This window comes from Collimonas arenae (assembly GCF_001584165.1).
Lineage (GTDB): Bacteria > Pseudomonadota > Gammaproteobacteria > Burkholderiales > Burkholderiaceae_D > Collimonas > Collimonas arenae.
The window spans coordinates 664,989-687,177 of sequence record NZ_CP013233.1; the positions used below are offsets into that span (position 1 = coordinate 664,989).

The 22,189-nt window shown below is 57.9% G+C and carries 14 protein-coding genes, 4 pseudogenes and 1 riboswitch; of the genes and pseudogenes, 9 read left to right on the top strand and 9 right to left on the bottom strand.

Going from position 1 to position 22,189, the window contains the following annotated elements; genetic code table 11:
• Positions 1–59: 59 nt before the first annotated feature.
• Entirely contained in the window at positions 60–2,894 is a 2,835-nt protein-coding gene (locus CAter10_RS03185) for a valine--tRNA ligase (protein WP_061532254.1), read from the bottom strand.
• A 234-nt stretch (positions 2,895–3,128) separates the two neighbouring features.
• A riboswitch (TPP riboswitch) is annotated at positions 3,129–3,235 on the top strand.
• A 97-nt stretch (positions 3,236–3,332) separates the two neighbouring features.
• Between CAter10_RS03185 and thiC the strand changes: the two genes are divergently transcribed.
• The 5 genes and pseudogenes from thiC to thiE all read left to right on the top strand — a co-directional run bounded on the left by thiC (position 3,333) and on the right by thiE (position 7,890).
• On the top strand, positions 3,333–5,246 hold the full coding sequence (gene thiC / locus CAter10_RS03190) for a phosphomethylpyrimidine synthase ThiC (RefSeq protein WP_061532255.1): 1,914 nt from the start codon (positions 3,333–3,335) through the stop codon (positions 5,244–5,246).
• A gap of 8 nt (positions 5,247–5,254) precedes the next feature.
• Complete coding sequence (gene thiS, locus CAter10_RS03195; protein WP_082798033.1) at positions 5,255–5,455, top strand: sulfur carrier protein ThiS; 201 nt, start codon at positions 5,255–5,257, stop codon at positions 5,453–5,455.
• 175 nt (positions 5,456–5,630) lie between these two features.
• Positions 5,631–6,424 (top strand): annotated as a pseudogene (locus tag CAter10_RS03200) (thiazole synthase); the annotation flags it as partial.
• 82 nt (positions 6,425–6,506) lie between these two features.
• Positions 6,507–7,271: a bifunctional hydroxymethylpyrimidine kinase/phosphomethylpyrimidine kinase gene (gene thiD / locus CAter10_RS03205; RefSeq protein WP_231879278.1), complete on the top strand. Its 765-nt coding sequence runs from the start codon at positions 6,507–6,509 to the stop codon at positions 7,269–7,271.
• Positions 7,272–7,275: 4 nt separating this feature from the next.
• Positions 7,276–7,890 carry a thiamine phosphate synthase gene (thiE, locus tag CAter10_RS03210; RefSeq protein WP_061532258.1) on the top strand — a complete coding sequence of 205 codons (615 nt, stop codon included), beginning with the start codon at positions 7,276–7,278 and terminating at the stop codon, positions 7,888–7,890.
• Positions 7,891–7,898: 8 nt separating this feature from the next.
• Here thiE and CAter10_RS03215 read toward each other — a convergent pair whose 3' ends face one another.
• Both CAter10_RS03215 and CAter10_RS03220 read right to left on the bottom strand, forming a co-directional pair.
• On the bottom strand, positions 7,899–8,387 hold the full coding sequence (locus CAter10_RS03215; RefSeq protein WP_061532259.1) for a Dps family protein: 489 nt from the start codon (positions 8,385–8,387) through the stop codon (positions 7,899–7,901).
• Between the two features lie 124 nt (positions 8,388–8,511).
• Positions 8,512–9,738 carry an MFS transporter gene (locus CAter10_RS03220; protein WP_061532260.1) on the bottom strand — a complete coding sequence of 409 codons (1,227 nt, stop codon included), beginning with the start codon at positions 9,736–9,738 and terminating at the stop codon, positions 8,512–8,514.
• 179 nt (positions 9,739–9,917) lie between these two features.
• Here CAter10_RS03220 and CAter10_RS03225 point away from each other — a divergent pair.
• Positions 9,918–12,196 (top strand): annotated as a pseudogene (locus CAter10_RS03225) (UvrD-helicase domain-containing protein).
• 88 nt (positions 12,197–12,284) lie between these two features.
• Here CAter10_RS03225 and CAter10_RS03230 read toward each other — a convergent pair.
• The 4 genes and pseudogenes from CAter10_RS03230 to CAter10_RS03245 all read right to left on the bottom strand — a co-directional run bounded on the left by CAter10_RS03230 (position 12,285) and on the right by CAter10_RS03245 (position 15,523).
• A pseudogene (locus tag CAter10_RS03230) lies at positions 12,285–13,081 on the bottom strand (BPSS1780 family membrane protein).
• Positions 13,082–13,096: 15 nt separating this feature from the next.
• Positions 13,097–14,053: a homoserine kinase gene (locus CAter10_RS03235; RefSeq protein WP_061532261.1), complete on the bottom strand. Its 957-nt coding sequence runs from the start codon at positions 14,051–14,053 to the stop codon at positions 13,097–13,099.
• 118 nt (positions 14,054–14,171) lie between these two features.
• On the bottom strand, positions 14,172–14,600 hold the full coding sequence (locus CAter10_RS03240) for a DUF2782 domain-containing protein (protein WP_061532262.1): 429 nt from the start codon (positions 14,598–14,600) through the stop codon (positions 14,172–14,174).
• Between the two features lie 185 nt (positions 14,601–14,785).
• Entirely contained in the window at positions 14,786–15,523 is a 738-nt protein-coding gene (locus tag CAter10_RS03245) for an LOG family protein (protein WP_061532263.1), read from the bottom strand.
• On the opposite strand from CAter10_RS03245, the gene polA reads away from it, so the two are divergent.
• From polA to CAter10_RS03260, 3 genes are all read left to right on the top strand, one after another.
• Entirely contained in the window at positions 15,524–18,304 is a 2,781-nt protein-coding gene (gene polA, locus CAter10_RS03250; RefSeq protein ID WP_061532264.1) for a DNA polymerase I, read from the top strand.
• A gap of 50 nt (positions 18,305–18,354) precedes the next feature.
• A complete protein-coding gene (locus CAter10_RS03255; RefSeq protein ID WP_061532265.1) occupies positions 18,355–19,239 on the top strand; it encodes a dienelactone hydrolase family protein in 885 nt (294 codons plus the stop codon).
• Positions 19,240–19,396: 157 nt separating this feature from the next.
• Positions 19,397–20,191, top strand: coding sequence for a ZIP family metal transporter (locus tag CAter10_RS03260; protein ID WP_061535148.1), 795 nt, complete (start codon positions 19,397–19,399; stop codon positions 20,189–20,191).
• Positions 20,192–20,265: 74 nt separating this feature from the next.
• On the opposite strand, the pseudogene CAter10_RS03265 reads toward CAter10_RS03260, so the two are convergent.
• Both CAter10_RS03265 and CAter10_RS03270 read right to left on the bottom strand, forming a co-directional pair.
• Positions 20,266–21,131: pseudogene (locus CAter10_RS03265) on the bottom strand (sulfurtransferase).
• Positions 21,132–21,186: 55 nt separating this feature from the next.
• Complete coding sequence (locus CAter10_RS03270; RefSeq protein ID WP_061532266.1) at positions 21,187–22,098, bottom strand: DMT family transporter; 912 nt, start codon at positions 22,096–22,098, stop codon at positions 21,187–21,189.
• Positions 22,099–22,189: the final 91 nt, after the last annotated feature.

Genomic DNA, 22,189 nt, shown 5'->3' on the forward strand with positions numbered 1-22,189 from the left:
TGTATTTGTGGCTCCGACTACGTAGCTGTAGCCGGAGCGCACACATTATTGGTAAGGAATCAAGATACTTTTAACTTTGCAAACTGTTCGCGTAACTTCTCCAGCGTACCCGAAAAATTGGCAAGACGCTCTTGCTCTTGCGCCACAACCTGGGCTGGCGCACGAGCGACAAAGCTTTCGTTGCCCAACTTGGCCTGAGCTTTGACGATTTCACCCTCGATGCGGGTGATTTCCTTGCCAAGCCGTTCGCGTTCAGCTGCAACATCAATTTCTACTTTGAGCAGCAGCTTAGCATCACCGACTATCGAGACCGGCGCCGGGGATTCGGGTAGAGTCTCTACTACTTGCACTTCTGCCAACTTGGCCAGGGCCTGCAGATAGGGGGCGAAGGATTGCAACACTGTCTGCTGTTCCGCTGAGCCGGCAATAATCAGCGGCACCCGCTGCGCCGGCGACAATTGCATTTCGCCACGCAGATTGCGGCATGCATCGGTCAGCGATTTCAACTGCGTCATCCAGGCTTCTGCGCTTTCGTCGATCTTTTCCAGATTTGCTTCCGGATACGACTGGCGCATGATGGAGTCGCCGGCCGGATCCAGTGTCTTGCCGGTCAGCGGCGCGACGCTTTGCCACAAGGCTTCGGTGACGAATGGAATGATCGGATGCGCCAGGCGCAGCACCACTTCCAACACGCGCAACAAGGTGCGGCGGGTAGCGCGCTGCTGCGCTTCATTGCCTTGCTGGATCTGCACCTTGGCGACTTCCAGATACCAGTCGCAATATTCATCCCAGACAAATTTGTAGATGGCCGAGGCGATATTGTCGAAACGGTAGTCGGCGAAACCCTTGGCGACTTCTGCTTCGGTACGCTGCAGCAGCGACACGATCCAGCGGTCGGCCTGCGAGAACTGCAGCTTCTCCTTGTCGCAGACGCCCGGCGTATGACCATCGAAACCGCAGTCCTTGCCTTCGGTATTCATCAGCACGAAACGGGTGGCGTTCCACAGCTTGTTGCAGAAATTGCGATAGCCGTCGCAGCGGCCGAGGTCGAAGTTGATGTTGCGGCCGAGCGTCGCCAGCGAGGCGAAGGTAAAGCGCAGCGCATCGGTGCCGAAGGCCGGGATGCCGTCTGCGAATTCCTTGCGGGTTGCCTTGGCAATGCTGTCAGCCTGCTTCGGATTCATCAGGCCAACGGTACGCTTGGCCACCAGATCATCAAGGCTGATGCCGTCGATCAGATCGATCGGATCGAGCGTATTGCCCTTCGACTTCGACATTTTCTGGCCATTACCGTCACGCACCAGGCCGTGTACATACACGGTCTTGAATGGCACCTTGCCGGTGAAGTGGGTGGTCATGATGACCATCCGCGCGACCCAGAAGAAGATGATGTCGAAACCGGTGACAAGCACCGATGACGGCAAGAACATCTTGTAGTCAGGCGTTTCTTCCGGCCAGCCGAGGGTCGAGAACGGTACCAGCGCGGACGAGAACCAGGTGTCGAGCACATCGTCGTCGCGGCGTAGCGGACCGGTATAGCCGGCTGCCGCAGCTTGTGCCTTGGCGTCCGCTTCATTGCGGGCGACATAGATCTTGCCGTCGTCGGCATACCAGGCCGGGATCTGGTGGCCCCACCACAGTTGGCGGGAGATGCACCAGTCCTGGATGTTGTTGAGCCACTGGTTGTAGGTGTTATTCCAGTTTTCCGGAATCATCTGGATTTCGCCGTTGGCGACTTTTTCCAGCGCGACCTCGGTAATCGATTTGCCCGGGAAATGCGTGCCTTCCGGCGCCGGCTTGCTCATCGCCACGAACCATTGGTCGGTCAGCATCGGTTCGATGACGACGCCGGTGCGGTCGCCGCGCGGCACCATCAGCTTGTGCGGCTTGACGGATTCGAGCAGGCCTGCGGCGTCCAGATCGGCAACGATCTGTTTGCGGGCGACGAAACGATCGAGGCCTTGATATTTGGCCGGGCCGTTTTCGTTGATCTTGGCGTCCAGCGTCAGTATGGTGATTTGCGCCAGCTTGTGCCGTTGTCCCACCGCATAGTCGTTGAAGTCGTGCGCGGGGGTGATCTTCACACAGCCGGTGCCGAATTCCTTGTCGACATAGCTGTCGGCGATGATCGGGATTTCGCGATCGGTCAGCGGCAGCTTCAGCATCTTGCCGACCAGGTGGATATAACGCTCGTCAGTCGGATCGACTGCCACCGCGACGTCGCCCAGCAGGGTTTCCGGACGGGTAGTCGCTACCGTCAAATGGCCGCTGCCGTCGGCGAACGGATAGCGGATGTGCCACATCGAGCCATCTTCTTCTTCCGACACCACTTCAAGGTCCGACACCGCGGTGCCCAGCACCGGATCCCAGTTGACCAGCCGTTTGCCGCGGTAGATCAGGCCTTGCTCGAACAGGCGCACGAACACTTCAGTGACGGTGCCGGACAGCTTGTCGTCCATCGTGAAATATTCACGGCTCCAGTCAGCGGAGGCGCCCAGACGGCGCATCTGGCCAGTGATGGTCGAACCGGATTTTTCTTTCCACTCCCAGACTTTTTCGATGAATTTCTCGCGTCCCAAGTCATGGCGCGAGACTTTCTGTGCATCGAGTTGTCGTTCGACCACGATCTGCGTCGCGATACCGGCGTGATCGGTGCCGGGAATCCATGCCGTGTTGAAACCGCGCATGCGATGGTAACGCGTCAGGCCATCCATGATGGTCTGATTGAAGGCGTGCCCCATGTGTAGCGTGCCAGTCACGTTGGGCGGCGGCAACTGAATGCTGAAGGATGGTTTGTCGGCGTCGGCGGTGGCGGTGTAATACCCGCGCTTTTCCCACTCGCTACGCCAGAATTGTTCAATCTCGGCAGGGTCGAAAGACTTGGCTAATTCCATGATTATTGGTGTTTTTCCTAAAACGATGATTATAAAGTACGCAGCCGACTGGCTCCTAGCATTGCAGGCCGGGAGGCGGTTTTTTTGACGTAATGACAAGCGCGCCGCCGAATTTGTTGCCTATGCACGCCTTCTATACTTGACCTGAGATAAGGAAGCCCGCATTTTTGATATACCGCGGGCGGATTGCGGGTGTAGAATTCTCTCCGCTGTCTTGGTATTGAACCCAAGGCGGCAAAACGCTAGGGGTCCTGATTGCTGAAATGTAATGCAATCGGGTGAGAAATACCCTCGAACCTGATCTGGGTAATGCCAGCGAAGGGAAGCTGTCGAGATTGTTGTCGGCCGATTCACCACGCATCACAGTGATCCCGCGCCGCTAGACTCGAAAACTCCTTTGCTGGCTCCAAGCCATGAATGACAAGCAAAGGAGCCAAAATGAATGCCAACCCAAAATTCTTATCCGCCACTGCCACGGTGGATGAAGCTGCAATCCATCCGTTACCGAATTCCCGCAAGATCTATGTGACCGGTTCGCGCCCCGACATCCGTGTGCCGATGCGCCAGATCAGCCAGTCGGATACGCCGGCTTCGTTCGGCGCCGAAAAAAATCCGCCTATTTATGTCTATGACACCTCGGGCCCGTACACCGATCCAGAAGTCAAGATTGATATCCGTTCCGGCCTGGCGACTCCACGTCTGCCGTGGATCATGGAGCGCGACGATACCGAAGAACTACCTGGTCCAAGCTCGGAGTACGGCATCGAACGCCTGAACGATCCGAAACTGGCGGAACTGCGCTTCAACCTGCACCGCAAGCCGCGCCGCGCCAAGGCCGGCAAGAATGTCTCGCAAATGCATTATGCGCGCCAGGGCATCATCACGCCGGAAATGGAATTCGTGGCGATCCGCGAAAACATGCGCCGCAAGGAATACCTGGAAGAGCTGAAAGCCTCCGGCCCGATGGGCAACAAACTGGCCGACCTGATGGGCCGCCAGCATCCGGGTCAATCGTTCGGTGCATCGCTGCCGGCTGAAATCACGCCGGAATTCGTGCGCGATGAAATCGCCCGCGGTCGCGCCATCATTCCGGCCAACATCAACCACCCGGAAATCGAACCGATGATCATTGGCCGTAATTTCCTGGTCAAGATCAACGCCAATATCGGTAATTCTGCAGTGACTTCGTCGATCGGCGAAGAAGTCGAAAAAATGACCTGGGCGATCCGCTGGGGCGGCGACAACGTGATGGATTTGTCGACCGGCAAGCACATTCACGAAACACGCGAATGGATCATCCGCAATTCGCCGGTGCCTATCGGTACTGTGCCGATTTATCAGGCACTGGAAAAGGTCAATGGCAAAGCCGAAGACCTGACCTGGGAAATTTTCCGCGACACGCTGATCGAGCAAGCCGAGCAGGGCGTCGACTATTTCACCATCCACGCCGGCGTGCGTTTGCAATACGTGCCGATGACCGCCAAGCGCCTGACCGGCATCGTCAGCCGCGGCGGTTCCATCATGGCCAAGTGGTGCCTGGCACATCATCGCGAATCCTTCCTGTATGACCACTTCGAAGAGATTTGCGAAATCATGAAAGCCTATGACGTCAGTTTCAGTCTCGGCGATGGCCTGCGCCCTGGCTCGATCTACGACGCCAACGACGAAGCGCAACTCGGTGAACTGAAGACCCTGGGTGAACTGACCCAGATCGCCTGGAAGCACGACGTGCAGGTGATGATCGAAGGTCCGGGCCACGTGCCGATGCACCTGATCAAGGAAAACATGGACCTGCAGCTGGAGCAGTGCCACGAAGCGCCGTTCTATACACTGGGACCGTTGACTACCGACATCGCACCGGGCTACGACCACATTACCTCCGGCATCGGTGCCGCCACCATCGGCTGGTACGGCACGGCGATGCTGTGCTACGTCACGCCGAAGGAACATCTGGGCTTGCCGAACAAGGTCGACGTCAAGGACGGCATCATCACCTACAAGATCGCGGCGCACGCAGCCGACTTGGCCAAGGGCCATCCGGGCGCGCAGATTCGTGACAATGCATTGTCGAAAGCGCGCTTCGAATTCCGCTGGGAAGATCAGTTCAACATCGGTCTCGATCCGGACAAGGCGCGCGAATTCCATGACGAAACCTTGCCCAAGGACTCCGCCAAGGTGGCGCATTTCTGCTCGATGTGCGGCCCGCATTTCTGCTCGATGAAGATCACGCAAGAAGTTCGTGAATATGCTGCCGCACAGGGCATTTCCGAGATCGCTGCGCTGAAGCAGGGAATGGAAGTCAAGGCCATTGAGTTCGTCAAGAATGGCGCGGAAATCTACAGCAAGCAGTGAGGTCGATGATGGAAATCGTACTCAACGGCACGCCGCATCCGTTGCCTGACGGCGAGAACCTGGAGCAGTTGATCGTTGCACTGGAATTGGCCGGCAAAGCGGTGGCAGTGGCCGTCAACCGGCAAGTCGTGCCGGCCAAGCTGTGGCCGCAGCGCGTCTTGCAGCCGCAAGACAAAGTCGATGTGGTCCGAGCAATCGGCGGTGGGTAACCCGCCTCCATAAACCTACTGCGCGACTCAATCTCTGGGCCGCGATGCTCACCGTACTTTCGTACGGCTGCGCTTCTTACCCAGACCTTGAGACGTTCGCTACGGTTTCTAGAGGCGGCACAAAGCCATTTGGATGCGCACTGGTAATCGTAGGAAATCTTTTAAAGGATTTGTCATGGATCTGAACTCAATCCCCGAGACGGGGCAAACGGATACCGGCCTTACCATTGCCGGCAAGACCTATAGCTCACGGCTACTGGTCGGCAGCGGCAAGTATCGCGACCTGGAACAAACGCGCGCCGCTACTGAAGCCAGTGGCGCAGAAATCATTACGGTGGCAATCCGACGCGTCAATATCGGACAGGACCCGAAAGCGCCGAATCTGCTGGATGTGGTGCCGCCGACGCGCTACACGATACTGCCGAATACCGCCGGCTGTTATACCGCGGCCGACGCGGTGTACACGCTGCAACTCGGGCGTGAACTGCTGAATGGCCATAAGCTGGCCAAGCTGGAAGTGCTGGGCGACGAACGCACATTGTTCCGAACATGCCGGAAACCCTGAAGGCGGCGGAAGCGCTGGTCAAGGATGGTTTCGATGTGATGGTGTATTGCAGCGACGATCCGATCCAGGCACGCATCCTGGAAGAGATCGGTTGCGTCGCGGTGATGCCGCTGGCGTCGTTGATCGGCTCTGGCATGGGCATCTTGAACCCGTGGAACCTGTCGCTGATTATCGAACAGGCCCAGGTGCCGGTGCTGGTTGATGCCGGTGTCGGCACGGCGTCCGATGCGGCGATCGCGATGGAGCTGGGATGCGATGGCGTACTGATGAATACGGCGATTGCCGGCGCCCAGGATCCGATCCGCATGGCGCGGGCGATGCGGCTGGCGATTGAAGCCGGACGCGAAGCATTTCTCGCCGGCCGAATTCCGAAGCGCTTTGCGGCGTCGCCATCGTCACCGATGCAGGACGAGTCAAGTGAGTGCGGTAGCAACACCGCCGAGCGTATTGGTATTTTCCGGCTCGGACCCGAGCGGCGGCGCCGGCATGCAAGCCGATATCACCGCGATCGCTGCGCTTGGTGCGCACCCATTGTCAGTGGTGACGGTGCTGACGGTACAGGACAACGAACGGGTGTTCGGCGTTTATCCGGTGGCGGCAGAATTGGTGCGGCAGCAGGCGCAAGTGCTGGTTGGTCGTATCGATATCGCCGCAGTCAAGCTAGGTATTGTCGGCAATCACGCCAATGCCGAAGTGATTGCCGCGATTATCCGTGACTTGCGCACGCGGCGGCCGGATTTGCCGGTGGTGTTCGATCCGGTGCTGGCGAACGGCCATGGCGATAATCTGGCAAGCGAAGATCCGATTGCTGCGATTGCGCCGCTGTTTGAACTGGCAACAGTCATCACGCCGAACCGGATCGAGGCGAATCGCCTGTGCGGCGCAGAGGCGAGTCTAGAGCAGCAGGCGGCCCTGCTGCTGGAGCGTGGTTGCCAGCATGTGCTGCTGAAGGGCGGACACGGACCGGAACAGCATGAAGTGTTGAATCGCTGGTTCAGCGCCAATGGGCAACGCAACTGGAGCTGGCCGCGCTTGCCGGGAGAGTTTCACGGTAGCGGTTGTACGCTTGCTGCAGCCCTGTCGGCGCTGCTGGCGCGCGGATTCAATATGGAGCAGACGATCGATGCGGCGCAAACCTATTGCCAGCAAACATTGGCGGCATCCTATGCGATAGCTCCGGGCCAGCGGATTCCCAGCCGGACGCTGCCGTTTCTTGCATCCCATATTTCACATCTCACATTGCAAGGATAGAGCCATGAAGGGTCTATACATCGTCACGCCCGATTGGGATGACACCGACAAACTGCTGCATGTCACCGAGCAGGCATTGCAAGGCGGCGCGGCATTGCTGCAATATCGGCACAAGACCGCCGATGCGGCGCAGCGGCGCCAGCAAGCTGCTGCTTTGCTGGCATTGTGCCGTCGTTATCAGCGGCCATTCATCATCAATGACTTTGTTGAATTGTGCATGGAACTGGATGCGGACGGGATTCACGTTGGCGGCACCGATGCCAGCGTGGCCGAGGTGCGCGCTTTGGTCGGCCCGGACAAGATTGTCGGCGCTTCCTGCTATGGAGATCTGGAACTGGCACATGCCGCGCATCGGGCCGGCGCCAGTTATGTCGCGTTCGGGGGATTCTATCCGTCACGCGTCAAGAAATATCCGGTCACCACTTCACCAGATATCGTCACGCGCGCCAAGACTGAAATCGCCTTGCCGAATGTGGTCATTGGCGGCATGACGCATGAGAATGCGCTGCCGCTGATCGCGGCCGGCGCCGATATGGTGGCAGCGATCAGCAGTGTTTATCTTGCAGACGACCCAACTGCTGCGGCACGCGAGTTCACTGCCTTGTTTGAAAAACGCTAGTCGGCCGTTCAGCTTTCCAGCAAGCTGCGCAACATCCACGCATTCTTTTCATGCAGCTGCATGCGTTGCGTCAGCAGATCGGCGGTTGGTTCATCAGCGGCAGCGTCGACCACCGGGAAGATCGAACGCGCGGTGCGCGTCACCGCTTCCTGGCCGGTCACCAACTGCTGGATCATCTCGGTCGCGTTAGGCACGCCTTCTTCTTCCGAAATGGAAGTCAGTTTGGAAAACGCTTTGTAGGTGGCCGGCGCTGGATAGCCGAGTGCGCGAATGCGTTCGGCGATCAGGTCAACCGCCAGCCACAGCTCGTTGTACTGGGTTTCGAACATCAGGTGCAGCGTGTTGAACATCGGCCCTGTGACGTTCCAGTGGAAATTGTGGGTCTTCAGGTAGAGAGTGTAGGTATCGGCCAGCAGTTTGCTGAGGCCGTCGGCGATTTTCTTGCGATCCTTGTCGCTGATGCCGATATCGATTGCCGCGACGATTTTCTTTGCCATTGTGCTGCTCCTTCTAACAGTGATGTATGAATGAGAGACTTGCACCCTGATTTTATGTCAATTCAAGGTCGGCAAGGCAAACCGCCAAAAAATGCGGCGCGTTTTGCGCCACGCCGCAGACCGGTTAGCCGCTAGTTACGGGATTCGCCTTTGCCTGGGAGCGGCGATACATGTTGACTGTCAACGCTACTGCCGCCAGCGATGCGATCGCGGCAAACAGGAATACTTCTGGATAGCCGAATTCGCTGACGATCAAGCCCGCCAGCGGACCGGTAACGCCCAGCGCCAGGTCCAGGAATACCGAATACGCGCCCAGCGCGCTGCCGCGATTATTGGCCGGCACCAGGTTTACTGCCTCCACGCCAAGCGCCGGGAAGATCAAGGCAAAGCCGAAGCCGGTGAGCGCTGCACCGACCAGCGCCATCGGCGGCGAGCTGGCTTGCCACAGCAGCAGCAGGCCGATCGCTTCCACCGAGAAACAGACGATCGATACGCGGAATCCACCGAATTGCGAGATGGTGCGGGCAAACAGCAGTCGCGCGCCGACGAAGAAAGTACCGAACAGCGTTAGAGAAAAAGCCGCATTCGGCCAGTGACGGCTGGCGTAGAACAGGGTGATGAAGGTGGCAATCGAACCGAAGCCGATTGAGCCCAACGCCAGGCCCATGCCGTGCGGGAATACCCGGCGCAATACATTACCGAATGGCAGATGCTCGCCGCGCACCACCGCAGTCGGCGCTTTCATGCGCGCCAGAAAGAAGCCGCCGGCCGACAGCACGGCGACCGTTGCACCAACCGCCGCCAGGCCCCATGTATGCGCGATCACCACGCCGAGCGGGGCGCCGATGGCCAGTGCGCCGTAAGTGGCGATGCCGTTCCAGGAAATCATGCGCGCCGTATGTTGGGCGCCGACCTGGCCGATACCCCAGGTGATGGCGCCGGTGCCGACCATGCTTTCGCCGCAGCCGAGCACCAATCGCCCGATCAGCAGGATGGCCAGGCTCAATGCCGGAATATGGGTGAAGAACGCCGCCACCAGCAGGAATACGCCGCTGATGCTGCAACCAACCAGGCCGCGCAGAACCGCAGTCTTGGGCCCGACCGAGTCCGCCATGCGGCCGGCCAGCGGACGGCTCAGCAGGGTAGCCAGGTATTGCATGCTGATCGCCAGCCCGGCCAATACCGAGCTGTAGCCCAGGTCAACGTGGACATAGCCGGGCAGGACAGCCAGCGGGATGCCAATTGCCAAATAGCAAATGAACGTAAAAAATGCGGTGGAGACGATTTGAAACGTAACGGCGGCCTCTGACCGCGGCTGGCTGGCGCGGTCGAGGCGAACTTCTTCGGGCATGATATTAGACGGCTTGGTTGATTTTTTGGAAGGCGCCCAGAGTGGACAATGATGCAACGCAGTATTTTACTCTTCCAGTCAGGATGCTGCTGGCGAGCACAATTGCTGTTCCGTAGGTGCTTCGTATAAGCACGGAGAACTAGACTTCAGGCATCACCCGCGCAGCTTATAATGGCGGGATGCAAAATCTTCTTCATAACCTCAATCAAGAGCAGCTGGCGGCAGTAACCTTGCCGGCGCAATCCGCACTGATCCTGGCGGGCGCAGGCTCCGGCAAAACCCGGGTCCTGACCACGCGCATTGCCTGGCTGATCCAGACCGGCCAGGTGTCGCCGGCTGGTGTGCTGGCCGTGACGTTTACCAACAAGGCTTCCAAGGAAATGATGACGCGTTTGTCGGCGATGCTGCCGATCAACACGCGCGGCATGTGGATCGGCACTTTCCACGGCTTGTGCAATCGCTTGCTGCGCGCGCATTATCGCGATGCCGGATTGCCGCAGACTTTCCAGATTCTTGATTCGCAGGACCAGCTGTCAGCGATCAAGCGTCTGCTGAAATCGATGAATGTCGACGATGAAAAATATCCACCGCGGAATCTGATGTACTTCATCAACGGCGCCAAGGATCAGGGGCTGCGTGCCAACGATGTCGAGGCCAATGACGATTACAACCGCAAGTTCGTCGAGCTGTACGATCTGTACGACCAGCAATGCCAGCGCGAAGGCGTGGTCGACTTCGCCGAATTGCTGTTGCGTACCTATGAACTGCTGAGCCGTAACCAGCCGTTGCGCGAGCATTACCAGGCGCGCTTCCAGCACATCCTGGTCGACGAGTTCCAGGACACCAACGATCTGCAATACAAATGGCTGAAGCTGATGGCCGGGCAGCGCGGCGCGGTGTTCGCGGTCGGCGACGACGATCAGAGCATCTATGCCTTCCGCGGCGCCAACGTCGGCAACATGAGCGCTTTCGAACGCGAGTTCCGGGTCGAGAATTTGATCAAGCTGGAACAGAACTATCGTTCGCATGGCCACATCCTCGACAGCGCGAATACCCTGATCGCCAACAACAGCAAGCGCCTTGGCAAGAATCTGCGCACTGATGCCGGACATGGCGAGCCGGTACGCATCTATGAAGCCACCAGCGATTTGCAGGAGGCACAGTGGATCGTCGAAGAAACCAAGAGCCTGATCAACGACGGCGCCAGCCGCAGCGAAATCGCCGTGCTGTACCGCTCGAATGCGCAATCGCGCGTGATCGAACATGCTTTGGTGGCGTCCGGCATTCCATACCGGGTGTACGGCGGCCAGCGCTATTTTGAACGTGCTGAAGTCAAGCACGCGATTGCTTATCTGCAGTTGATGGACAATCCGCACAATGATTCGGCTTTCCTGCGCGTGGTGAATTTTCCGGCGCGCGGCATTGGCGCGCGTTCGCTGGAGCAATTGCAGGATGCGGCAAAACAATATGGCATTTCCCTGTACGCGGCGGTGCCATATGTGGCCGGAAAAGCTGGCGCGACGCTTGGCTCTTTCCTCAAGTTGATTGAAGGCGGGCGCTTTGAAACCCAGCATTTGCCGCTGCCGGAAATGGTACAGGTGGTGCTCGATCTGAGCGGACTGTTGAAGCATTACCAGACTGAAAAAGAAGGCGCCGACCGCATCGAGAATCTGGAGCAGCTGGTGAATGCTGCGACCCTGTTTGTTTCAGAAGAAGGATTCGGTATCGATGCGCCGGCCTTGTTGGGCCGAAGGCGCAAGCGGTGTCGGGAGCGGCGATTACTACCGCCGACGGCATTGAGATTTTTGATGCCGATGCGCCATTGGCGACGGTCATGTCGCCGTTGTCGGCTTTCCTCTCGCATGCGTCGCTGGAGGCTGGCAACAACCAGGCCCAGGCCGGTGAGGAAGCCTTGCAATTGATGACGGTGCACTCCGCCAAGGGATTGGAATTCGACGCGGTGTTCATTACCGGGCTGGAAGAGGGTTTGTTCCCGCACGAGAATTCGCAGAAGGAAGATGCCGGCGTGGAAGAGGAGCGGCGCCTGATGTATGTCGCCATCACCCGCGCCAAGAAGCGCTTGTACATGAGCTTTTCACAGACTCGCATGCTGCACGGCCAGACTCGCTACAACATGCGCTCGCGTTTCTTCGACGAGTTGCCGGAAGAGGCGTTGAAATGGCTATCGCCGAAGGTGCAGCAGCATAGCTGGTTCGCCAATCCGAAGTCGGCATGGGACGAGGCGCCGGAGAAGGCGGCGAATTCAATCTCCAAGAATTTCGGCAAGCGCGATATCGGCTGGCGTATCGGAGAAAATGTCGCGCACCAGAAATTCGGCGAAGGAGTGATCGTCAATATTGAAGGCAGCGGCGGTAACGCGCGTGCACATATCAACTTCGGCAGGCATGGGATGAAGCTGCTCGATTTGAGCGTGGCGAAGCTGGAGAAGGTGGCGTAGGGTTGGCGCCTGTGCCCGCGCCTGAGTGGCGTGGGGCCTTGCAGCAACGCGTGGGCAGAAAAATCCTGCCCACCCTACGTCCGGTTATTTATTCTTGGGGTTCGGTTGCCGGCGGCAACGGCAAATCTTCTTCGGGCCTGCCGAAAATGTGAGTGTAGGTCGGATAGAAAGAGCAGTACATCACCACCGTCAAGGCAATCGACAGCGGCAGTAGGACCATCATGGTGACTGCCGCATTGCCGATCAGCAGTGCAATCAGCACGCTGATGATTGCCGGCAGCATGACGCCGATGGCCGCCCATGCCAGACCGTACACGGTAAATGCTTTCATTTCGCGCCATACGGCAAAGAAGCTGTAGAACACTGCCTTCGAGACGCTCATTTTTTTCCACATGATGAGCGGCGCGGCATACCAGAATGCCATGGCTGCCGGCGTGTACACCACGGCGGAAAACAGCATCCCCAGCGACATGCTGGAATCCTGTATTTCTTTTGCATCGAGCGAGGTCTGGCCGGTCAATGTCATCCAGAACATGCCACCATCAACCAGCGCAGATGCACCAATCGCGACGACGCCGGCGATCAGGTACAGCACGCCAAGGATCAGCAGATTCTTGATTGCAGGAGAGCGGAAGCCGACCAGCAGCAGATTCGGGAAGACGCGTTTGCCCTGCTCGATATGGACACACGCTTCCATGAAGGACATCGCAAATACCGGGATCAGGACCAGCGGCAAAATCTGCCCAGCACTGGCACGAAATTGAGCAGCAGCATCAGGAACATGTATCCGAGGAATAGCGTGGATATTTCAGCCGGTTGCTTGCGAAATAGCGCAAACCCCTCTTTGATCCAGGTCCATCCGGTTTTTGCAGGCAGTTTTTCCATCGTTTCCATCAACAATCAATACAGGGCAGGAGCAGGGTGCGCCACGCGCTGCCGCAAAATTCGTTCAAAGTGGCTTGGGTCGTGCGGCGTTAGCATTTCCGCAGCACGAGGCAAGTAAAAGTCGTACAGTCGCGACAGCCAGAAGCGCAACGCCCCGGCTCGCAGCATCGGCTGCCACGCCGTCTGTTCGGCGGCGCTGAACGGCCGCACCGCATGATAGGCGTCGAGCATGGCGCGCACTCTGGCGTTGTCCAGCACGCCGCTGTCGAGGTCGATGCACCAGTCGTTGACCGTCACCGCCAGGTCAAACAGCCAGGTATCGCAACCGGCAAAATAGAAATCGAAAAATCCGGTCAGCTGGTCGCCGTCGAACATGACATTGTTGCGGAACAGATCGGCGTGGACCGGCCCGTTCGGCAGTTGACGATAGATATCCGAGGCGGCGAAGGCTTCCTGGAACACCATTTCGTCATGCAGCAATTGCTGTCCTTCTGCCGGCAGATACGGCAATACCACCGGCGCCGTTTCGCGCCACCATGGCAAACCGCGCAAATTAGGCTGGCGGATGGGGAAATCCTGTGCCGCCAGATGCATTTTTGCCAGCATTGCGCCCACCTCAGCGCAATGTACCGCCGCCGGCGCCAGTTGGCAATCGCCGGCCAGTTTGGTAACGATTGCAGCTGGTTTGCCGTGCAGAGGGTTGATGATCTGCCCTTGGCTGTTGGCGATCGGCTCCGGCACCAGCACGCCTCGTTGCGCCAGGTGGCGCATCAATTCCAGGTAGAACGGCAGTTGTTCGAAAGTGAGCTTTTCAAACACTGTCAGCACATACTCGCCGCGCTCGGTATTGATGAAAAAATTGCTGTTTTCGATGCCGGAGGAAATCCCTCTGATTGCCAGCGCCTTGCCTAACGAGAAGGGGGGAATCCACTGCGAGAGATCGTCTAGTGTGACGGGAGTAAATACTGCCATGGGAAAAATCGGGGAAAGAACAACGTTAAGACTATGTTGGAATAAATAGGCGGCAAATGCGCGGCTAATGTGTATTGATTCCGCGCATTAACCGCATGGTTGCTTGTTGTTGCCGTTGCTAGTTCTGGGGCGCCGGCATGGCTGGTGGCGGCAGTCCAGGATCGCCATTGGTTTGAGCTGCTTCGCCTTCCTTGCGCGGTTTCTGGCCCAGATCGAATTCCTTGATCTGCCATTGCGCGCCGCGCACCGGTCCGTCATTTGGCCCCAGGGTGCCGGCTTGCGATTGCGGTTTCACATAATAAGTGCTGCCGCCGCTGTTGACCTTGACTTCGGTAACACGGCCCTGTTCGCGTTTTTCGGTGATGTCGGCAGGGCCTTCGCCCGGTTTGCGGACTGTCACGGCCGGTGCTTCACCTTCGTCGAGCTTTTGGAGTTCGGGCGGCGGCGGGGCGACGGTCTGGGCTGGTTGCTGAGCACTCACCAGCACCGGTGTTGCAATCGAGGCAATGCAAATTGCCAATAGTTGCCAGACTTTGGATTTATTCATGTGAATTTGGGCTACCTTGGTTAAAACAAGATGTGGAAGCGAGTCTCCATTGTAACAAACCGCCGGCCTCGATAGGCAATAAGGCGGCCTTGTTCCACCGATTCCGGTAAATTCAGGCGCCCGTTCCTATCGCTGCATCAAGCCGGCAGTTATTGGCGAAATATTAATTAATTCATGCCGAAATGTTACAACAGCACCCCTGTATGGCGATCGGACTCGGCCATGACGGTTTCGCCGGCTTCATAGAATTTCACCACCGCATCGAGGATCTCGGCTGGATCGTCAAGTACCTGGATCAAGTCCATATCCTTGGCGGCAATCATGCCATCGCCAACCAGTTGGGTACGGAACCAGTCCATCAGGCCGCTCCAGAAGCTGCTGCCGACCAGAATGATCGGGATGTGGCGGCATTTGCCGGTCTGGATCAGGGTCAGCACCTCGGTCAATTCATCCATCGTGCCGAAACCGCCAGGCAAGACAATATAGGCATCGGCATAGCGCACGAATGCAACCTTGCGGGCAAAGAAATGGCGGAAGCTGAGCGAGATGTCCTGCCATTTGTTTCCGCTTTGCTCATGCGGCAATTCGATGTTCAGACCGACCGACGGCGATTTGCCTTCGAAGGCGCCTTTGTTGGCAGCTTCCATCAGGCCCGGGCCACCGCCAGAAATCACGGCAAATCCCTCATCCGAAAAACGCCGCGCGATATCCATGCACAGTGGATAATATGGATTGTCAGACTTGATGCGCGCCGAGCCGAAGATCGATACTGCGGGATGCAACTCGGAAAGGCGTTCGGTCGACTCGATAAATTCTGCCATAATCGTGAACATATGCCACGATTCGCGCGCCTTCTTTGAGGTGGCGCGTTCGATGTCCGTCACTTGCCGCAAACGCGGCACATTTTTTCCGTTCAATTCCATATGCAAAAAACCCTGCTGTTAGTTGATGGTTCCAGTTATCTTTACCGGGCCTTTCATGCGCTACCCGATATGCGCAATGCCGCCAATGAACCGACCGGCGCACTATACGGCATCATCAATATGCTGCGCCGTTTGCGCATTGACTACCCCGCAGCTTACCTTGCCTGTGTGTTCGATGCAAAAGGTAAAACTTTTCGCGACGACATGTACGCCGACTACAAGGCCACCAGGGCATCCATGCCGGAGGATCTGGTTAAACAGATTACGCCAATTCACGCCGCCGTGCGTGCGATGGGCTGGCCGATCCTGATGGTCGAAGGCGTGGAAGCCGATGACGTGATCGGCACGCTGACGGTGCAGGCGGTTGCGCACGGCATGGACGCAGTGGTCTCGACCGGTGACAAGGATCTGGCGCAATTGGTCAACGATCATGTGACGCTGATCAATACGATGAACAATGAGAAGCTCGACCGCGCCGGTGTGATCGCCAAGTTTGGCGTGCCGCCGGAACGCATCGTCGATTACCTGACATTGATCGGCGATACCGTCGACAATATTCCGGGTGTCGCCAAGGTCGGTCCGAAGACCGCGGTCAAATGGCTGGCGCAATATGATACCGTTGATGCAGTCATCGCAAATGCGGCCAACATCGGCGGCGCGGTGGGCGAGAACCTGCGCCAAGTGCTGGACTGGCTGCCGAAGGCGAAGGAACTGGTGACAGTAAAAACCGATTGCGACCTGAGCGCGCACATGGTGTCGATCCCCGAATCGCTGAAGGCGCCGGAACAGGATAAAGACACCCTGATCGAATTGTTTACCCGTTATAACTTCAAGACCTGGCTGCGCGAACTGAGCGGGCCGGGAGATACTGCCGTTGTTGCGGAAGGCGCCGGCAAAACTGCTGACAACGATAGTGTGGCGAAGAGTGCGCAGGGCGGCGCCGAGCCGGCGCAAAGCAGCCTCTTTTCCAAAGTGGAGCGGCACTACGAAACCGTGCTGACGGAAGCCCAGCTGGATCAATGGCTAAAGCGTATCGACGGCGCTACCTTGACTGCGGTCGATACGGAAACTACGTCGCTTGAACCGATGACGGCGCAATTGGTTGGCATCTCGCTGTGCTGCGAAGTCGGTACCGCTGCCTACATTCCGGTGGCGCATCGTTACCAGGATGCGCCGGCGCAATTGTCGCGCGAATTCGTGCTGGAAAAAATGCGTGCGTGGCTGGAAGACGACAGCAAACCGAAGGTCGGCCAAAACCTCAAATACGACAGCCATATTTTCGCCAACCAGGGCGTGAACCTGCGCGGCATCGTGCACGACACGTTGCTTGAGTCCTATGTGTTCGAATCGCATCGCAGCCATGACATGGATAGCCTGGCGTTACGCCATCTGAATCACCAGACCATCACGTTCCAGGAAGTGTGCGGCAAGGGCGCTTCGCAGATCGGTTTTGACGAAGTCGAGATCGGCCGCGCCACCGAATATGCGGCCGAGGACGCCGACATCACGCTGCAGCTGCATCTGGCGATGTGGCCGCATATCGTCGACGACGCCAAGCTGCGCTTCATCTACGAAGAAATCGAAGTACCGACTTCGGTAGTGCTGCAGAAGATCGAGCGCAACGGCGTGCTGATCGATGCCAGCCGACTGGCGACGCAATCGAATGAACTGGGCAAGCGCATGCTGGAAATCGAACAGCAGGCTTATGACCTGGCAGGGCAACCATTCAACCTGAGTTCGCCGAAGCAGTTGGGTGAAATCCTGTTTGAAAAACTCAAGCTGCCGGTGGTCAAGAAGACGCCGTCCGGATCGCCGTCGACTGATGAAGAAGTGCTGCAGAAACTGGCCGAGGATTACCCGCTGCCGAAGGTGTTGCTCGACTATCGCAGCCTGTCGAAACTGAAATCGACTTACACCGACAAATTGCCGAAGATGGTCAATCAGAATACCGGCCGCGTGCACACAAATTATGCGCAGGCGGTGGCGGTAACGGGGCGGTTGGCATCGAACGATCCGAACCTGCAGAACATTCCGATCCGCACTGCTGAAGGGCGACGTATTCGTGAAGCGTTCGTAGCGCCAGAAGGTAGCGTGATCGTGTCGGCCGACTATTCGCAGATCGAGTTGCGCATCATGGCGCACATTTCCGGCGATGAAAACATGCTGCGCGCGTTTGCCGAAGGCGTCGACATTCACCGTGCCACTGCCGCCGAAATCTTCGGTACGCCAGCGGCGGAAGTCACTAGCGAGCAGCGGCGTTATGCCAAGGTCATCAACTTCGGTTTGATCTATGGCATGAGCGCCTTCGGCCTGGCTGGCAACCTTGGCATCGAACGCGCCGCGGCGCAGATGTACATCGAAAAATATTTCATGCGCTTTGCCGGCGTCAAGCAATTCATGGATGAGACGCGGGTGCAGGCCAAGGCGCAAGGCTATGTCGAAACCGTGTTCGGACGCCGCTTGTGGCTGCCGGAAATCAATTCCCCGAACGGCCAGCGCCGCCAGGGCGCCGAGCGTGCGGCAATCAACGCGCCAATGCAAGGCACTGCTGCTGACCTCATCAAATTGTCGATGATCGCGGTGCAAAACTGGATTGAAACAGACCGGTTAAAATCCAAGATGATCATGCAGGTGCACGATGAGCTTGTGCTGGAGGTGCCGCAGGACGAGTTGGAGCTGGTGCGCGTAAAGCTGCCGCAACTGATGGCCGGCGTGGCTGAGCTGCGGGTGCCGCTGATTGCGGAAGTGGGAGTCGGGAAGAATTGGGATGAAGCGCATTGATGGTGATGTGCAAATCGATCGTTGATAGTCAATTTTGAAGGAGAGCTTAGATGCCGAATTTAGAAGAGGATTTCGATAGTCTGGTAGCGAAAACCAGCTTGTCAGGCGAGGTGGATCGCCGCACCTTCCTGAAGACGACACTGGGCACCGGGTTTGCCGCTGCGGTGATGCCGGTTACCGCGCAGACCGTAATCAAGACCGATGCGGTCGGTCTCACCGCCGGGGCGCTCGAAATCCAGCAGAATGGCCTCAGTGTGCCGATCTATCGTGCGCAGCCAGAGGGAAAAACCAATCTGCCCGTGGTGCTGGTGATTTCCGAAATTTTCGGTGTGCACGAACACATTGCCGATATTGCGCGACGTTTTGCCAAACTGGGTTACCTGGCGATTGCTCCGGATTTGTTCATTCGCCAGGGCAATCCGGCGGCTTTTGCATCGATTCCCGAGTTGTATAAAAACGTGATTTCGAAAGTGCCGGACGATCAGGTGATGGGGGATATCGATGCCTGCGTCGCCTGGGCCAAGGAAAATGGCGGCAACGTCGACAAGCTGGCGATCACCGGCTTCTGCTGGGGCGGCCGTATTACGTGGCTGTATGCCAGCCATAATCCGAAGGTGAAGGTGGCCGCAGCATGGTATGGCGGCCTGGTCGGCGAGCGCAACGAGCTGACGCCCAAACAACCGGTCGACATCGCACCGACCCTGAAAGTGCCGGTGCTTGGCCTGTATGGTGGCAAGGATCAGGGGATTACCCAGGAACATGTGGCGCAAATGAAAGAGGCGCTGGCCAAGGGCAGCAGTAAGTCAGAATTTGTCGTGTATCCGAATTCCGGCCACGCATTTAATGCCGATTACCGGCCCAGCTACGTTGAAGCGGACGCCAAGGACGGGTGGAAGCGGGTTTTGGCCTGGTTCAGGGCGCATGGCGTGAGCTGATGTGACGCGATGGGCGGGGGCTTCGTAGCGCATGGTGCCGCGAGGCTTTTCAGCCCCTGAAGGCGGCGCGTGAGTTCGCTGCTGCCAAAAGTAAAATTTGCCCAATTGCAGCAGGTGTGCTTTAATTTGCAACATTGTTGCATCTAACATCTGTTTGCTGGGGCCAAAAATTAATTCCACACTTGTTTCAATTCTCCTGGCGACTACAATCGCCGGCCTCTTCAGTATTACCGCCGCTGCTATTTTCTCGTTCGCTTTGCTGTCCAAGATGGTTGAGCGCATGGTCAGTTTGTCGGTCGGCATCATGCTGGCGACGTCACTATTACACGCGCTGCCGGAGGCGTTCGAATCGAATGCGGACAGCCATACGCTGTTCGCAGTGCTGCTGGGCGGTTTGCTGGCTTTCTTCGTGCTGGAAAAATTTGCCATCCTGCGCCACTCCCATCATCACGAAGAAGATGGGCATGGGCATCATCACGGACATGACAAGAAAGAAGCGGGCAAGGCCGGCTGGATGATCCTGGTCGGCGATGGCCTGCATAATTTCACCGACGGGATCCTGATCGCCGCAGCCTTCCTGGCCGATCCTCATCTGGGTTTGATTACCGGCCTGGCGATCATCGTGCATGAAATCCCGCAGGAAATCGGCGACTTCATCGTGCTGCTGAATGCCGGCTTTTCGCGTACGCGTGCCTATGTGTATAACCTGATCTGCAGCCTGATGGCGGTGGCCGGCGGCTTGCTGGGTTACTTTACGCTGGAGCGCGGCATGGAATGGATTCCCTACGTGCTGGTGTTTGCTTCATCGGGATTCATCTATATCGCAGTCAGCGACCTGATGCCGCAGATGCAGCGCCGCGCCACGTTGCGCGAAACCATTCCGCAGATACTGCTGATTGGAGCCGGGGTGGCGATTGTGCTGTTCCTGACCCGCCACGCACATCATCATTAAATCCCGGCGTTAGCCACGGCATAACGCATAGTGCAAGCAGGAAGTTCTGCTCGCGCTATACGCCACAACGCCGTTCAGGCACCTTTGGCCATCGGCCGCGTTGGGTCCGAACACCATTCGCTCCATGAGCCCGGATAGAGCGCTGCACCGTGCAGGCCGGCGATTTCCAGCGCCAGCAGGTTGTGGCAAGCTGTCACGCCTGAACCGCATTGCATGACTGCCGCTTGCGGCTCGCTGATCAGGGCGCCGAATTCCTCATGCAATTGATGCCCCGACTTGAAACGGCCGTCAGCTTGCAGGTTGTCCTTGAAGAAGCGGTTCTTGGCGCCGGGAATATGGCCGCCGACCGGATCGATGGTTTCATTTTCGCCGCGAAAGCGATCCGGTGCGCGGGCGTCGATCACGGTCCGTCTTGGGCTGGTCAGGTTGATCAGCACGTCATGGGCATCGACGCTGCTGGTCAGCGGCGCCTTGGCGCTGATGTTGCCGGGTGTTGGTGTCGGCTCGGCCGTGGTCAGAGTTTGTCCCTCAGCCTGCCAGGCGGCGAGGCCGCCGTCCAGTACGGCTACCGAATCGTGGCCGATCCAGCGCAACAGCCACCAAAGGCGCGCGGCATACATGCCGCCGTGGCGTCGTAGGCCACGACTTGCGTGTCGTCGCTGATGCCCCAACTGCGTAGCGTTGCCACCAGCGCGTCCTTTTCGGGCAGCGGATGGCGGCCTTTGAAGCTGCCGTCGGCTGCTTGTTTGGCGCCGGACAGGTCGCGGTCCAGGTTGGCAAAACGGGCTCCGGCAATGTGGCCGGCGGCATACGCCGCCCGGCCCGCGCCCGGATCCATCAAATCATGGCGGCAATCGACGATGACCCAATTCGGGTTGTGCGCGTTCGGCAACAGATTGGCTGCCGAAATCAGCGTCTTGAAGGGATGTGCTTGGGTCATGGCTTTCCTCTTGTTTGTAGGTTGATCAGATGCTGCGATAGCGTGGAAAACCGCACTAGACGAGTGGTTTCTCCGCCCGCAGCGGCGTCTGTGGACGCGCCTGCCTTTGATTATAAAACGTTGCCAGCAAACCGCCGACAAGGATTACCGCCGTGCCCGTCCAGCCGCGCCAGCCGAGCTGATCTTGCCAAATGAGAATCCCCCAGACGCTGGAAAAGACGATGCCGGTGTATTGCAGGTTGGCTGTCAGTAGCGGATTGCCGAGCCGATACGCGCGCGTCATGGCCATCTGCGCCAGGGTGGCCGACAGGCTCAGGGTGACCAGCAACGCTACGCCTTGCACGTTGTGTGCATGCCAGAACGGTATGCCGCCGCCGGGCAGCAGTAAGCAGCAGACCAGGCCGGCAATCGCGCTGGTTGTCGAAAAATAAAAGACGACCCGATATTCCGGCTCGCCCAGCTTTCCCAGGTGACGCACCTGCAGGTAGGCAACTGCCGAGATCAGGCCGGACGCCAGTGCAATCAAACCGCCCAGGGTTTGGTTCTGATCGAATGAAGGTTGCAGCAGCAACATCACGCCGATGAAACTGATCAGGATGGTGGCGGCCATGCCCCAATCGAAGCGGGTATTGCCGCGCCACCAGGCGGCGCCGAACAATATTGCCGCCAGCCAGATCGAGGAAGTGTAGTTGAGGGTAGTGGCGGTAGCGACCGGCAGCAGGCTGAACGAATAGAACCAAAGCGACAGTGCAATCACGCCGATCACTCCGCGCCACACGTGCTGGCGCGGCATCGGCGTCTTCAGTGTGCCGCCCTTGACAAGGATCAGGGCGATGATGAACAGCATGCCGATCAGGCCGCGGCTGAGGACAATTTCCCAGATGGAATAATGATCGGAGGCGAGTTTGACGCAGACACCCATGATAGAAAACATGAGGCTGGCGAGGAGCATCCAGAGGGATTGCATGAAATGAGGGGCGAGGGCCTGTTAGCAGCGAATCCGTTATTCTGACCGATTCCACGGGCGTTGCCTGTTTTGTGTCGCAAATAATGAAAAA